Annotated in this window: 17 protein-coding genes; 2 read left to right on the top strand and 15 right to left on the bottom strand. The window is 58.3% G+C overall.

Annotated features, from left to right (window positions below; translation table 11 throughout):
• Nucleotides 1–9: 9 nt before the first annotated feature.
• Nucleotides 10–681, bottom strand: coding sequence for a heme exporter protein CcmB (gene ccmB, locus FEZ62_RS03520; protein ID WP_069901781.1), 672 nt, complete (start codon nt 679–681; stop codon nt 10–12).
• Nucleotides 678–1259, bottom strand: coding sequence for a cytochrome c biogenesis heme-transporting ATPase CcmA (gene ccmA, locus FEZ62_RS03515; RefSeq protein WP_242454891.1), 582 nt, complete (start codon nt 1257–1259; stop codon nt 678–680). The genes ccmB and ccmA overlap by 4 nt, the downstream gene beginning before the upstream one ends.
• Nucleotides 1260–1452: 193 nt before the next feature.
• Between ccmA and FEZ62_RS03510 the strand changes: the two genes are divergently transcribed.
• Complete coding sequence (locus FEZ62_RS03510; protein WP_172926825.1) at nt 1453–3006, top strand: flagellar hook-length control protein FliK; 1554 nt, start codon at nt 1453–1455, stop codon at nt 3004–3006.
• Nucleotides 3003–3335 carry an EscU/YscU/HrcU family type III secretion system export apparatus switch protein gene (locus FEZ62_RS03505; protein WP_069901779.1) on the top strand — a complete coding sequence of 111 codons (333 nt, stop codon included), beginning with the start codon at nt 3003–3005 and terminating at the stop codon, nt 3333–3335. The genes FEZ62_RS03510 and FEZ62_RS03505 overlap by 4 nt, the downstream gene beginning before the upstream one ends.
• On the opposite strand, the gene FEZ62_RS03500 is transcribed toward FEZ62_RS03505, so the two are convergent.
• From FEZ62_RS03500 to fleN, 13 genes are all read right to left on the bottom strand, one after another.
• Nucleotides 3304–3756, bottom strand: a complete 453-nt coding sequence (locus FEZ62_RS03500) for a rhodanese-like domain-containing protein (protein ID WP_172926824.1) — start codon at nt 3754–3756, stop codon at nt 3304–3306. The genes FEZ62_RS03505 and FEZ62_RS03500 overlap by 32 nt on opposite strands.
• A 133-nt stretch (nt 3757–3889) precedes the next feature.
• Nucleotides 3890–4294, bottom strand: a complete 405-nt coding sequence (locus FEZ62_RS03495; RefSeq protein WP_069901924.1) for a DUF2802 domain-containing protein — start codon at nt 4292–4294, stop codon at nt 3890–3892.
• 3 nt (nt 4295–4297) lie between these two features.
• Entirely contained in the window at nt 4298–4777 is a 480-nt protein-coding gene (locus tag FEZ62_RS03490) for a chemotaxis protein CheW (RefSeq protein ID WP_069901777.1), read from the bottom strand.
• A gap of 103 nt (nt 4778–4880) precedes the next feature.
• Entirely contained in the window at nt 4881–5735 is an 855-nt protein-coding gene (locus tag FEZ62_RS03485) for a CheW domain-containing protein (RefSeq protein WP_172926823.1), read from the bottom strand.
• 86 nt (nt 5736–5821) lie between these two features.
• On the bottom strand, nt 5822–6610 hold the full coding sequence (locus FEZ62_RS03480) for a ParA family protein (RefSeq protein WP_069901775.1): 789 nt from the start codon (nt 6608–6610) through the stop codon (nt 5822–5824).
• 5 nt (nt 6611–6615) lie between these two features.
• Nucleotides 6616–7536 (bottom strand): flagellar motor protein MotD, encoded by a 921-nt coding sequence (motD, locus tag FEZ62_RS03475; RefSeq protein WP_172926822.1) that lies wholly within the window; start codon nt 7534–7536, stop codon nt 6616–6618.
• 19 nt (nt 7537–7555) lie between these two features.
• Complete coding sequence (locus FEZ62_RS03470; protein WP_069901773.1) at nt 7556–8296, bottom strand: flagellar motor protein; 741 nt, start codon at nt 8294–8296, stop codon at nt 7556–7558.
• Nucleotides 8296–9426 carry a chemotaxis response regulator protein-glutamate methylesterase gene (locus tag FEZ62_RS03465; protein ID WP_172926821.1) on the bottom strand — a complete coding sequence of 377 codons (1131 nt, stop codon included), beginning with the start codon at nt 9424–9426 and terminating at the stop codon, nt 8296–8298. Before FEZ62_RS03465 ends, FEZ62_RS03470 begins: the two co-directional genes overlap by 1 nt.
• Nucleotides 9427–9512: 86 nt before the next feature.
• A complete protein-coding gene (locus FEZ62_RS03460) occupies nt 9513–11768 on the bottom strand; it encodes a chemotaxis protein CheA (protein ID WP_172926820.1) in 2256 nt (751 codons plus the stop codon).
• Between the two features lie 13 nt (nt 11769–11781).
• Nucleotides 11782–12570, bottom strand: coding sequence for a protein phosphatase CheZ (locus FEZ62_RS03455; RefSeq protein ID WP_172927066.1), 789 nt, complete (start codon nt 12568–12570; stop codon nt 11782–11784).
• Between the two features lie 19 nt (nt 12571–12589).
• Nucleotides 12590–12964, bottom strand: a complete 375-nt coding sequence (locus FEZ62_RS03450) for a chemotaxis response regulator CheY (RefSeq protein WP_170827797.1) — start codon at nt 12962–12964, stop codon at nt 12590–12592.
• 133 nt (nt 12965–13097) lie between these two features.
• Nucleotides 13098–13841 (bottom strand): RNA polymerase sigma factor FliA, encoded by a 744-nt coding sequence (fliA, locus tag FEZ62_RS03445; RefSeq protein ID WP_170827796.1) that lies wholly within the window; start codon nt 13839–13841, stop codon nt 13098–13100.
• A complete protein-coding gene (gene fleN / locus FEZ62_RS03440; RefSeq protein WP_069901768.1) occupies nt 13838–14668 on the bottom strand; it encodes a flagellar synthesis regulator FleN in 831 nt (276 codons plus the stop codon). The genes fliA and fleN overlap by 4 nt, the downstream gene beginning before the upstream one ends.
• Nucleotides 14669–14687 lie beyond the last annotated feature (19 nt).

Here is a 14687-nt window from a genome sequence, read left to right as displayed (position 1 = left end):
CTGTGTTGTCTATTCTGCAACACTTATCTTAAGTCCGGCGGCAATGGCAAAAGGTGTAAATGTTACGGCCAGTGCAGTCAGGCAAGCCAACCAGAGCAACTGGCCGACCGCCGGCAAACCTTGCAAACTCGCCTGCAGCGCACCCGTGCCCAGAATCAATACCGGGATGTACAGCGGCAATATCAGCAGCGCCAGCAACAATCCGCCACGCTTGAGCCCGACCGTGAGCGCCGCACCGACCGCACCCAGCAGGCTCAGTATCGGCGTGCCCAGCAGCAGCGATATCAACAGCACCGGCAGGCAGCGCACGGGCAAGCCCAGCATCATGGCCAGCAACGGCGCCAAAACAACCAGCGCCAACCCGGAAAAAGCCCAGTGTGCCAGTACTTTAGCCAGAACCAATAGTGGCAGGGGGTGCGGCGAAAGGACCCACTGTTCCAGTGAGCCATCCTCGAAATCACTGCGGAAAAGCCCGTCCAGCGAGAGCAGCACGGCCAGCAGGGCCGCTACCCAGATCAGGCCGGGGGAAATATTTTGCAGCAGTTCGGTCTCGGGGCCGACAGCAAGCGGAAACAATGCAATGACGATTGCGAAGAAAACCAGCGGATTTGCCAGCTCCGCCGGACGACGAAACAACAAGCGCGATTCACGGGCCAGTAACAGGCTGAAAACGTTACTCATGCGGCGCGCAATCCCAGATCAAGCTCACGATAACCCTGCGCCTTGATGGCCAGGGTGTGGTGAGTGGTCAGCACTACCGCACCGCCCTTTTCACAGTGGTCGGCCAGATGCTGTTCCAACTGGGTCACAGCGCGTTTATCCAGCGCGGTGAACGGCTCGTCGAGAATCCACAATTCAGGGCCTGGCAGGTATAAACGCGCCAGGCCTACCCGGCGCTGTTGGCCGGCAGACAACGTATGGCACGGCACATCTTCAAAACCGCGCAGGCCGATCGCCTCCAGCGCTTGCCAGATCTGGCTGCGCTCCACCGGGCTGTGCAACGCGCAAAGCCAGGCCAGATTCTCTTCGGCGGTGAGCAAACCTTTGATTCCGGCGGCATGACCAATCCACAATAGATTGCTCGTCAGTTCGTTGCGCTGGCCGTCAAGCGCCTGCCCGTTAAGCTTAATGTGTCCGGCTGTCGGCTGCATCAAACCGGCCAGCAGGCGCAGCAGGCTGGTTTTACCGCTGCCGTTTGGGCCGGAAACCTGCAGCATCTCGCCCGGTAACAGGCGCAGGTGCAGATCTTCGAACAACATGCGCCAGTCACGCTCGCAGGCGATGGCTTCAGCTTCTATCAGGGCGCGGGTCAAGGCATTGATACCCAAATTTGATTCAAGTTGGCAGACTGGTAGCCGTTAACATGCTAAGGCTCCAAGCTCAATTGGCGCAGCATTATACATAGCATGCCTGCACCACCGCAGGGCCATTTCCAAAAGGTTGTAACCCACCATGACCGAAATCAGCGGCCCTCGCCCAGCCACCCCGTCACCAGCCACGGCTCGCAGCGCCGCGCAGAATGTTGCGCAGACGCTGAAACTGCTGCAACCGCTGGGCGGCTTGCTGGCCAGCGGCGAGACCGCCAAGGCCGAAGTGGTGGGAGTCAAGTCGATCGAACAGAGCTTTCAGGTGTTGCTCAAGCTGACCCTCGAGAGTGGCCGGCAAACAACCCTTGAAGCGACTTCTTCTCGCCCACTGGCACTCGGCCTGAATACCGCCGTGACTGCCCTGTCCGATACCCGCCTGAGCGTGCTCTTGCAGGGCGGCACAGATAAGCCCCTTGGCCAGCTAGACCTCAACCAATTACCGGTTGGCACCCTGCTTCAGGGCAAAGTGCTCAGCCGTGAAGCCCTGCCGGGGCAAACGGGCCCGCAGGCAGTGTTCAAGACCGTGGTTATGCTGCTTAACTCGGCGCTGGCGGGACGCACACTCAACCTTGAAACCAATCTGGCGCTGCAACCGGGCAGCCTGCTCAGCGCCGAAGTAAAAGGTGCACAGGCCCTGAATTTCATTCCGCTGGGCTCGCGGCTCGACCAGCTGGCGTTAAACCAGCACCTTGGCGGCCAACAGACGCGCCAGGGTTCGCTGGATGGCCTGCTGAAAACCATGCAAAGCCTGAACAGCCAACCCGGTTTGAGTGAAGGCCTGCGCAGCAGTATCGACAAGTTATTCGCCGCCCTGCCCGACAGCAGCCAGTTGAGCACAGCCAAGGGCCTCAGTGGCGCACTGGAAAACAGCGGGCTGTTTCTGGAGAGCAAGCTGCTCGGCGGGCAAACCCAGCAGTTGCCCACCGACCTCAAAGCCAATTTGCTGCGCCTGCTCGGCCAACTGCAGCCCAACCTGACCAATCCGGCGCCACTGATCCCCGCCAATGCAGCGGCAAGCACGGCGCTGTCGCAAGCCTTGCCGGCGTTCGCGCGCAATATTCTGGGTAATCTGGCGCAGTCCAATAGCCGCCAACAGGCTTTGAGTTTCCCGCTGCATGCGGGGGCGGCGCTCAACTGTGAGGAAGAAGCCGACCTCGAAGCCTTGCTCAAACTGGCGGCAGCCGCGATTTCCCGCCTGCAGACGCACCAGCTTTCAAGCCTTGCACAAAGCCAGATCGGCCCGGATGGCAATTTACTGACCACCTGGCAACTGGAAGTACCGATGCGTCACGCGCAGGAGTTCTACCCGGTGCAGATCAAAGTTCAGCAGGACCAGCAACAGCAGCAAAGCCAAACAGATGAGCCGCGGGAAACCCTGTGGAAGGTCGAATTGGCGTTCGATATACCGCCACTCGGGCCGATCCATGTTCAGGCGCAGTTGGCGTTTGGCAGTTTGTCGGGTTGTTTGTGGGCGCAACAGAGTGACACCGCACTGTTGATCGACAGCGAACTCGACAACCTGCGCGAGCGCCTGTTGGCAGCCGGGCTGCAAGTCAGGGAATTGGCGTGCAAGCAAGGCACGGCGCCGCAGGGTGCGCGCACGACACTGGAACAACGCTGGGTGGATGAAACCGCATGAGCAACCCTCGCCAAGCCATTGCCCTCACCTACGACGGCCTCAACGCCCCGACTCTCTCAGCCAAGGGCGATGACCAGTTGGCGGAGACCATTCTGGCCATTGCCCGCGAGCACGAGATTCCGATTTACGAGAACGCTGAACTGGTCAGACTATTGGCGCGCCTGGAGCTGGGAGATGCGATACCCGCCGAGTTGTACCGCTGCATTGCCGAGATCATTGCCTTTGCCTGGTATCTGCAAGGCAAAAGCCCGGCCGGCTTTAACGCTGAGCAACCCGAAGCCAATTCACAACTGCTGCTCAATGCGCCACCCGAGTCGCCTGAGCAATAAGCCCGTTGGGCTCTTCAAAGCCCTTGGCCAGCGGAAAATCCAGTAACTGCCAGGCAAAATAGCCTTCGCGGAAGTAGTAAACCTGGCTGTAGCCCCAGCTTACGGCGAGCTTGGCGGCCTGCGCACCAGCACTGCAAATCTCACTCTCGCAGTAAATGACCAAGGCGATTTCGCGCGGCAAATCGGGCTGTTTAAGGCTCTTGAACTCGTCCGCCAACCCCAGTTGTACGGCGCCATTAACGTGCCCCCAGAGCCACTCACGCTGTGGGCGAACATCAACGAACAAAGCGCCCTGCTCATACAGATAACGCGCCTGCAAAACGTTGACGGTAACCGCACCAGGTACTTGCGCCGGGGCTTCCTGCGCATTCGCAGCAGACCAGCCGAGCAGGAGGACTGCGACAATAACCATTGCGCGCATGAGCTTGCTCCCGTGTTGGTTTCACACAGGTTCAGCTTAGGGGGTAGGACCGTTACGTAAAGGAATAAAAAGCGCACCTGCCGCGCAGGCTAAGAGCCTGGTGGACTAAAGGCACTGGAAAAAGCTGTGTGCGTCAGCGATTGGCTTGGCGCGACTGATGCAACTTGGCCACCAGCTCAGCCTCAGCCTTGCTCAAGCCACAGGACAAGGTCAGGTCGTCCACACTGGCACCCATTCCGGCGAGCCGTGCGGCCTGCGTGAAGGACAGGCTGCTGGGGTTACGCTGTTCGATCTGGCTGAGCTTGTCGGGAATTGGCGCGACGATCTGACGTAACTCATGCAGCTCTTCACCCATGGTGATGCTGCCGGTCAGATACGCGTCGAGGCGCTTCGACAACTCCTTGATGCGCTGATCACGCACGCCATCACGCTCGGCCTGCTGTTGCAGGGCGCGCTTGAGGCGTACATGCAGGCTGGTGCAAACGCCGACAAGAATCAGGCATAGGCAGGCCAGCGCTACCAGCGCACTCGTTACCATCACTCAGATATACTCCAGTTCAGACCACTCTTCTTCGCTCATCATCTTGTCCAGTTCAACCAGAATCAGCAATTCGCCGTTCTTGTTGCACACGCCCTGGATGAACTTTGCCGACTCATCATTGCCCACATTCGGCGCGGTTTCAATTTCAGATTGGCGCAGATACACCACCTCGGCAACCGAATCGACCAGGATACCGACCACTTGCTTGTCGGCCTCGATGATCACCACACGGGTGTTGTCGGTCACTTCGCTTGGCTGCAAGCCAAAACGCTGACGCGTGTCGATCACCGTCACTACATTGCCGCGCAGGTTGATGATGCCCAGCACATAGCTCGGTGCGCCCGGTACCGGGGCAATTTCAGAGTAACGCAGCACCTCTTGAACCTGCATCACGTTGATGCCGTAGCTCTCGTTATCGAGGCGGAATGTTACCCACTGCAGGATGGGATCATCAGCACTTTGCGCTGCACTTTTGTTCATAATTCAGACCTCATCACAAGCCGCCTGAGCGGCATTCGCGGTTAAACCCCGCAGTCAATTATCAGGTTGCGCCGACCTTTTTCAGGTCGCGCGCAATACTCCGTCAGCCATTGCCGACCAGTGCACGCTGGGCATTGCCGCTTTCGATCAGCTTGGCCAACGCGGCGACATCCAGCAACGCGCACATATGTTCAATAACCGTACCCGCCAACCATGGCCGCTGGGCTCTCTGCGAGCGCCACTTGACCTGATCGGGATCGAGACGGATCGAGCGACTGACCTGATGCACGGCCAGCCCCCATTCAAAACCTTGAATCGAAATCACGTACTGCAGCGTTTCGCGTAACTCATCGCGATAACGCTCGGGCATCACCCAACGCGCCGTATCCAGTACCCGCAAGTTACCGGCCTGACACGGCAGCAAGCCGAGGAACCAGTCCGGCTGAGCAAACAGCGGTGTCAGTTCGTGCCCCGCCAGCGGATAAATCGAACCGAGACACACCAGCGGCACAGCCAGAGTCAGGCCGCCGACTTCGAACAGCAGGCATTCAAAGGGTTCTTCTGCCCACTGCGGACGCTCATCCCAATCGACCGTAAGGCTCGCCGGCACTTCATTGTTGAGGTTGAAGTCAATCAGCGGCGCCTCAAGAGCCGGCGCTTGTTCGGCGGCTGCCAAATACTCACTGGCGGCCGGAGCCGGCATCGGAGTTTCAACCGGCGGCTCTTCGGCCACCGTCACCAAGCTCAACTCGACTGGGCGTATCAGCGGCGTACTGACCGCCGGTACGCTTTCGAGCAGGCGCTCGGCGTCGCGCAATTGCTCTTCCAGCACTGCGGCTTCGAAATCCGCCAACTCACTGCCGCTGTCCAGCTCGATAACGGCCTCTTGCAGCAAGCTGTCGAGATAAGACTGCAGGGCCACTTGAGGCCTGGTTGCAGTGGGCAAGGTACGATTCATGGTTCGAATTCACAGAGTTGACTTGCAACAGCTATCGGCAGGTTGCAGTAAATTCTTGAGGGCCGACACACACTATTGTTTGCCACTCAGGCTACCTTTTCACGCACGTGCTGTTCGAGCAGGTGTTTAAGCAGCGCCTTGTAAGCCAGCGCACCGCGGCTCTTGTGATCAAACTGCGAAGGCGTGACGCCGGCACGGCTGGCGTCACGCAAACGAGTATCCACCGGAATGTATGCCTGCCACAGGTTCTCGGGGTAGCTGTTGCGCAATTGGCGCAGCGTGGTCATGGACGCCTGAGTGCGACGATCAAACAATGTTGGCACGATGGTGAACGGCAATGCCTGACGGCGTGAGCGGTTAATCATGGCCAGCGTGCTGACCATCCGCTCCAGCCCCTTGACCGCGAGGAACTCGGTCTGCACCGGAATCACCAACTGCTGGCTGGCCGCCAACGCGTTGACCATCAACACGCCAAGCAATGGCGGGCTGTCGATGATGGCATGGTCAAAATCGCCCCACAGCTGCGCCAGGCTTTTCGAAACCACCAGGCCCAGACCGTTCTGCCCCGGCGACTGCCGTTCCAGTGTGGCCAGCGCAGTACTCGACGGCAGCAACGAAATCCGCTCGTGACTGGTTGGCAGCAACAACTGCTGGGGCAAGCCTTCAGGCACATTGCCCTGATTGAGGAACAGATCGAACGTGCTGTGCTCAAGGCTATCGGGATCATGCCCGAAATAGCTGGTCATCGAGCCATGCGGATCGAGATCGACCACCACCACGCGCTTGCCAGCATCCGCCAGCAAACCCGCCAGAGCGATGGACGTGGTGGTCTTACCGACTCCACCTTTTTGATTGGCTACAGCCCAAACTCTCATTGTATTTATCCTCTCGACTCTGGCACCGGCCGGTCGAGAACTGGCGACGGAGGGTTGACGTCTACATGCTGTGAAGCCGCATTTGCCGGCTCCTTCGACGAGACTGTTGCAGGTTGCATGCCAGCGCGTTTGAGCGTGGAATCGGGCTTGGCATTGGCACTGCCAACTCCACTTACGCTGCGGCGAACATCCAGATTGCGTGAAATAACCAACACCACCCGCCGGTTGCGCGCACGCCCCTCGGCGGTAGTGTTGTCGGCGATGGGCTGGAACTCTGCATAGCCCACAGCGGCCATGCGCCCCGGACTCACTCCATTCATGGCCAGTATCTGCACGATGCTCGCGGCGCGCGCCGACGACAATTCCCAGTTGCTCGGAAACTGCATGGTGTTAATAGGCCGGTCATCGGTGAAGCCTTCGACATGAATCGGGTTGGCATAGGGTGCCAATATTTTGGCAATTTTATCCACAATCGAAAAGGCCGCGTCATTGGGCAGCGCATCACCGCTGCCAAACAACAGGCTTGAGCGCAGTTCGATTTCGATCCACAACTCATTGCCCCGCACTTGCAACTGGTCGGCATCTATCAGATCGGCAAATGCCTCGCGCACGCTTTGCGCAATCACCGTGAGCTGATTACTGCTGCTCTCGATGTTGTCGTCCGCACCATTCTGATTACTGATGGCCTGGTCCATCGAAGTGGTTTTCGGCCGCGACTCGCCGACAGCAATCGGTACAATCGAGCGCTCGGGATGATTGAACACGCCCGTCAGGGTTTCCGAGAGAATCTTGTACTTGCCCTCGTTAACCGACGAGATCGAATACATCACCACAAAAAAGGCGAACAGCAAGGTGATGAAATCCGCATAGGAAACCAGCCACCGCTCGTGATTTTCGTGTTCTTCGTGATGCCGACGCCGCGCCATAGCCAACTCCCTGAGCCGTTCAGTCCATGAAGCCCTGGAGCTTGAGTTCGATGGCGCGCGGGTTTTCGCCTTCAGAAATAGACAACAACCCTTCGAGCAACATTTCGCGGTAACGCGACTGGCGCATGGCGATCGCTTTAAGCTTGTTGGCGATTGGCAGCAGCAATAAATTGGCGAAGCCAACACCGTAAATGGTCGCCACGAACGCCACGGCAATGCCGCTGCCGAGCATGCTCGGGTCCGCCAGATTGCCCATCACGTGAATCAGCCCCATCACGGCGCCAATGATGCCGATAGTCGGCGCGTAGCCGCCCATGCACTCGAAAAACTTGGCCGCCTGAATATCGCGCCCTTCCTGGGTGTACAAATCGACTTCAAGAATGCTTCGAATCAATTCGGGCTCAACGCCGTCCACCAGCAGTTGCAAGCCTTTACGCGCATACGGATCTGGCTCGCCATCGGCCAACACCTCAAGCCCGAGCAAGCCTTCCTTGCGCGCTACCATGCTCCAGCCAACCACGCGATCAATCCCGCCCGCAAGATCGATGGCCGGCGCGATGAATATCCAGCGCACAATCACCAGCGCCCGCTTGAAGACCGGCATCGGCGTCTGCAGTAACGCAGCGCCCAGCGTGCCGCCAATTACAATCAACGCCGCCGGGCCGTTGAGCAGCGCGCTGGCATGGCCGCCCTCGAGAAAGTTGCCGCCGAGTATTGCCACGGCAGCAAGCACAATCCCGATGAGGCTGAGGACGTCCATTACAGGCAGGCCTCGACAATATGCCGGCCAATGTCATCCAGCGGCAGAATTGCATCGGTGAGATTGGCTTTGACCACGGCCATCGGCATGCCGTAAATCACGCAACTGGCTTCATCCTGCGCCCACACCTGGCTGCCGCCCTGCTTGAGCAGACGTGCGCCTTCGCGGCCATCAGCGCCCATGCCGGTCAATACAACCGCCAGCACCTTGTCGTGATAGGTGCGCGCGGCAGAGCCGAAGGTGATGTCCACGCAGGGTTTGTAATTGACGCGCTCATCGCCCGGCAGAATGCGTACCGTGCCGCGATTATCAATCATCATCTGCTTGCCACCTGGCGCCAGCAGGGCGAGACCCGGACGCAATATATCGCCCTCCTCGGCCTCTTTGATGTTGATCTTGCAGAGCTTGTCGAGGCGCTCGGCAAAGGCCTTGGTGAAAGCTGCCGGCATATGCTGGATCAGCACGATCGGCACCGGAAAATTCGCCGGCAGTTGCGTCAGTACGCGCTGCAAAGCAACCGGCCCACCGGTAGACGTACCGATAGCGACCAGCCGGTAGGCCTTGCGCTTAACGGCCACAGAATGCCGCGCAGCAGGTGCCGATGTGGCGCTTGTAGGCGTGCTTGCAGGACGCGCAACCGCCGCACTCGGCGGCGTGCGCACGGCAGGGGCTGGTGTGTGTGCAGCGGCAGGCGAAGCGCTCGGCGTGGTCAGCCGGGCCATGGAACGATGATTGCTGCGGGCAATGCTATGGACTTTCTCGCAGAGCAATTGCTTGACCTTCTCGGGATTGCGCGAGATGTCTTCAAAGTTCTTCGGCAGGAAATCCACGGCACCTGCATCCAGCGCATCGAGGGTGACGCGAGCGCCTTCATGGGTCAGCGACGAGAACATCAACACCGGCGTCGGGCACCGCTGCATGATGTTTCGCACGGCGGTAATGCCGTCCATCATCGGCATTTCGTAATCCATAGTGACCACGTCCGGCTTCAACGCCAGCACCTGATCGATTGCCTCGCGGCCGTTGGTAGCGGTGCCGATAACCATGATGTTCGGGTCAGCCGAAAGGATCTCGGACACCCGCCGGCGGAAAAAACCGGAGTCATCAACAACCAATACCTTAACCGCCATACCCACTCCTAATAATCTGCCTGAAACCACTGCAGATCAGTCCTGCCAAATTTAACCGCGCCGCATCCACTGCCCTACAGGCGCGATCAGGAACGACGGGCGTAGCGCTTGAGCATGCTCGGCACATCGAGGATCAGCGCGATCCGACCGTCGCCGGTAATGGTCGCCCCGGAAATACCCGGTGTGCCCTGAAGCATTTTGCCCAATGGCTTGATGACCACTTCTTCCTGCCCGACCAACTGGTCGACAACAAAGCCGACGCGCTGATTACCCACAGTCAGAATCACCACATGGCCTTCAACCTGCTCTTCGTGGGCCGCCTGGCCAACGAGCCAGCGCTTGAGATAGAACAGTGGCAATGCCTTGTCACGGACGATGACCATTTCCTGACCGTCCACCACATTGGTGCGCGACAGGTCGAGGTGGAAAATTTCGTTGACGTTGACCAGCGGGAACGCAAACGCCTGATTGGCCAGCATGACCATCAGCGTTGGCATGATCGCCAGCGTCAGCGGCACCTTGATGACGATTCGCGAGCCCTGCCCCTTGACCGAGAACACGTTAACCGTGCCGTTGAGCTGGCTGATCTTGGTTTTCACCACGTCCATGCCAACACCGCGACCGGACACATCGGAAATCTCGGTCTTGGTCGAGAAGCCCGGGGCGAAGATCAGGTTGTAGCATTCAAATTCATTGAGCCGGTCGGCCGCTTCCTTCTCCAGCAAGCCTTTCTCGACAGCCTTGCGGCGCAGCACATCAGCATCCATTCCCTTGCCATCATCGCTGATGACCAGAAGGATATGATCGCCTTCCTGTTCGGCCGAGAGCACCACTTTACCGCCGCGCGATTTGCCCGCAGCCACCCGCTCTTCCGGGGTTTCGATACCGTGGTCAACCGCATTGCGCACCAAGTGAACCAGCGGATCAGCCAGGGCTTCAACGAGGTTCTTGTCGAGGTCGGTTTCTTCACCGATCAACTCAAGCGAGATTTCCTTTTTCAGGCTACGCGCCAGGTCACGGACCAGTCGCGGGAAACGCCCGAAGACTTTCTTGATCGGTTGCATGCGGGTTTTCATCACCGCGGATTGCAGGTCTGCGGTGACAACATCGAGATTCGATACGGCTTTGGCCATCGCCTCGTCGTTGCTGGTCGAACCCAGACGCACCAGCCGGTTACGCACCAACACCAGCTCGCCAACCATGTTCATGATTTCATCAAGCCGGGCCGTGTCCACCCGCACAGTGGTTTCGGCCTCATTGACCGGCGCGGCTTTTTCAGGCGCTGGGGCTTTGGCTGGCGCGGCAGCAACTGGTTTTGCTGCAGGCTTGGCCGCTGGCTTTTCTACCGCCTTGGCAGCAACGGGGGCGGCGCTGACGGCCGGCGTTTCCGAGAACTTGCCTTTGCCGTGCAGTTCATCCAGCAGCGCTTCAAATTCATCGTCATTGATTTCATCAGCGCTCGCCGCGCTGCTGGCAGCAACCGGGGCCACTGGTTCACTCGGCGTACTGGCAGCCGAAGCTGTGGCAGGCAACCCTGGGGCAGCTCCGCTGGCGAATTGACCCTTGCCGTGCAACTGATCGAGCAGGGCTTCGAATTCGTCGTCGGTGATTTCATCGGGCGCATCGGCCACGGCTACATCGTCATCCTGCTGAGCCTTAACTGGCTGACCGCCTGCGTTGGCCACAAATTGGCCTTTACCGTGCAACTGGTCGAGTAACGATTCGAACTCGTCATCGGTGATTTCATCACTGTCTGACGGTTGCGCCGCACTGGCTACCGGACTGGCAGGCGTTTTTTGCGCCTGCGCTGCGTTGTCTGCCAATGCGCTGAGCAGCTGCTCGAATTCATCGTCGGCAATAGCAGCATCACCTGCCACAGCACTGGCTGTCACAGGGTTGCCTGCCACAGCGTGTTCTGTAACAGGGGCTGGGGCTTCTTCGTCCAACAGTTCTTGTGGCTGGGCAAGATTGGCCAAAGCCGCGAGCAGTTCGGGCGTTGCCGGGGTCAGCTCGGCGCCTTCGCGCACTTGGTCAAACATGGCATTGACGGTGTCCAATGCCTCCAGCACGACGTCCATCAATTCAGAGTCGACACGACGCTCACCCTTGCGCAGGATGTCGAAGACGTTCTCGGCAATGTGACAGCACTCAACCAACGCATTCAGCTGGAGAAAGCCCGCACCACCTTTTACGGTATGAAACCCGCGAAAAATCGCGTTTAACAGGTTCATATCGTCAGGGCGGCTTTCAAGCTCTACCAGCTGTTCAGACAGCTGCTCGAGAATCTCGCCGGCCTCTACCAGGAAATCCTGGAGGATTTCTTCATCGGCGCCGAAGCTCATAATGGACCTGCTCCTAAAACCCTAAGCTTGATAACAAATCGTCGACGTCGTCCTGACAGGATGCAACGTCATCAAGCTTATCGGCATGAATCTGCGGACCTTCACCGTGACTTGCACTTTTTTCTTTGTGAGCCTTCTCAGACCCTGAAATTTCGCCGTGTTCGATACCGGCAAAGCGGTCTACGCGGCTGGCCATAAGCATCAGATTCAGCAGGTTGCTTTCAACTTCGGTGACCAGCTGAGTCACACGCTTGATGACCTGACCGGTGAGATCCTGATAATCCTGCGCCAACAAAATGTCGTTCAAATGCCCTGAAACCGCAGCGCCATCCTGCGCCGTGCGGGCAAGGAACTGCTCGATTCGACGGGTAAGCTCACGAAAACCATCGGCGTCCATTTCGCGGCGCATGAAGCGCCCCCAATCTTCGCTGAGGGTTTGCGCCTCGGTGCTGACCTGCGTGACTAAAGGGCTGCTCAGTTCGACCAGATCCATGGTCCGATTGGCAGCTTTCTCCGTCATCGTCACCACGTAATTGAGACGCTCAGTGGCGTCGGCAATTTGTGAGACTTCGCTGGCATGTGGCAAGCGCGGGTCGAGCTTGAAGTTGATGATGGCGTTGTGCAGCTCACGCGTCAGCTTGCCGACTTCGTGAAACAGGCCACGGTCGCGCGTTTTGTTAAGCTCATTGATGAGTTGCACCGCCTCGCCAATGTCGCCTTTTTCTAGGCTGTCGACTAATTGGCTGGCGTTAAGCTTTAAAGCTGATTCAAAACCAGCCTTACTGGAGTCCTGGTATTCCATTGCAACCTCGCGGCGTGGATCAGCCGTTGACTCGCTCAAAGATTTTCTCGATTTTTTCTTTCAGCACTTGAGCGGTGAAAGGTTTGACCACGTAGCCGTTAACGCCGGCCTGCGCTGCCTCGATAATCTGGTCACGCTTAGCTTCAGCCGTCACCATCAATACCGGCATACCCTTGAGGCGCTCATCCGCGCGCACGGCACGCAGCAAATCAATGCCGCTCATGCCAGGCATGTTCCAGTCTGTTACCAAAAAGTCGAAACTACCGCTCTGCAGCATCGGCAAGGCGGTTACGCCATCATCCGCTTCAGCAGTGTTGGTGAACCCCAAATCGCGCAGCAGGTTCTTAATAATCCGACGCATCGTTGAAAAGTCATCAACGATGAGGATTTTCATATTTTTGTCCAAGTCGACCTCCGAACAGTCCCAAACGCACCCAACTGATGGGCACGCCCCTTAATCAAGAAACCGGCTGATTGGCCCGCTTTCCAGCAATATGCAACGTTGCTCTGGCGCGCCAGAAATCTGTTTACTTCGCCCGCCACTCACTCAGCCGCGCCCGCAAACGAGCGGCACACTGGCTGTGTAACTGACTTACCCGAGACTCACTCACCCCAAGCACCTCACCAATTTCCTTGAGGTTCAGCTCTTCGTCGTAGTACAGCGACAAGACCAGGCGTTCACGCTCCGGCAGATTGCCGATGGCATCTGCCAGTGCGCTTTGAAAGCGCTCGTCTTCCAGCTCACGCGAAGGCCCGGGATGATGACTATTGACGTCTTCCTGCAATCCGCCCTGCTCACCGTCCTGTAAAAGGTCGTCAAAACTGAACAGGCGACTGCCCAAAGTGTCGCCAAGAATGCCGTAGTAATCTTCGAGACTCAATTGGAGTTCGGCAGCAACCTCCTGATCTTTAGCGTCTCGACCCGTTCTGGCTTCAATTTTTCGAATTGCATCACTGACCATGCGGCTATTTCGATGGACCGAACGGGGGGCCCAGTCGCCTTTGCGCACCTCATCGAGCATGGAGCCACGAATGCGGATACCGGCAAAGGTTTCGAAACTGGCGCCTTTGCTGGCGTCATATTTCTTCGATGCTTCCAGCAGGCCGAGCATGCCGGCCTGAATCAGATCGTCGACCTGAACGTTTGCCGGCAGTCTGGCCAGCAAGTGGTAGGCGATACGTTTGACAAGCGGCGCGTAACGTTCAATCAACTGATGCTGAGCGTCCATGGCTTGCGCCTTGCTATACATACGTAGGCCTGCGTTGCTCATGGCTCGATTTCCTGTATGGCGGGCTGGACCAGACGCTCGACAAAAAACTCGAGGTGGCCACGCGGGTTGGCAGGGAGCGGCCAGGCATCAACCTTCTCGGCGATTGCCTTGAACGCCAGGGAGCATTTCGAGCGCGGAAACGCCTCGTACACTGCACGCTGTTTCTGCACGGCTTTACGCACGCTTTCGTCGTAAGGCACCGCGCCAACATACTGCAACGCCACATCGAGGAAACGATCGGTCACCTTGCTCAGCTTGGTGAACAGGTTGCGACCTTCCTGCGGCGTGTGAGCCATGTTGGCCAGCACGCGGAAACGGTTCATGCCGAAATCGCGGTTGAGCAACTTGATCAGCGCGTAGGCGTCAGTAATCGAGGTTGGCTCATCACACACCACCACCAGCACTTCCTGAGCGGCGCGCACGAAACTCACTACCGAGTCGCCAATACCGGCGGCGGTGTCGACGATCAGTACATCGAGGTTGTCGCTGATATCACTGAATGCCTGGATCAGGCCGGCATGCTGCATGGGCGACAACTGCACCATGCTCTGAGTACCGGACGCGGCCGGAACGACACGCACGCCACCGGGGCCCTGCAGAATCACATCACGCAGATCACATTCACCGCTGATCACATCAGCCAGTGTGCGCTTTGGCGTCAGCCCAAGCAGTACGTCGATATTGGCCAGACCAAGGTCGGCATCCATAAGCATGACCCGACGCCCGAGTTCCGCCAGCGCCAGCGCGAGGTTCACCGACACGTTGGTCTTGCCGACGCCACCTTTGCCACCAGTTACCGCGATCACCTGTACGGGATGCTTAACCATTTTTTTCCGTTACCTTGTC

The organism is Pseudomonas sp. MS19 (assembly GCF_013277615.1).
In the GTDB taxonomy this organism is placed as follows: domain Bacteria; phylum Pseudomonadota; class Gammaproteobacteria; order Pseudomonadales; family Pseudomonadaceae; genus Aquipseudomonas; species Aquipseudomonas marincola.
The sequence above is the reverse complement of the archived record's forward strand: the minus strand, read 5'-3'. Positions and strand labels throughout refer to the sequence as shown.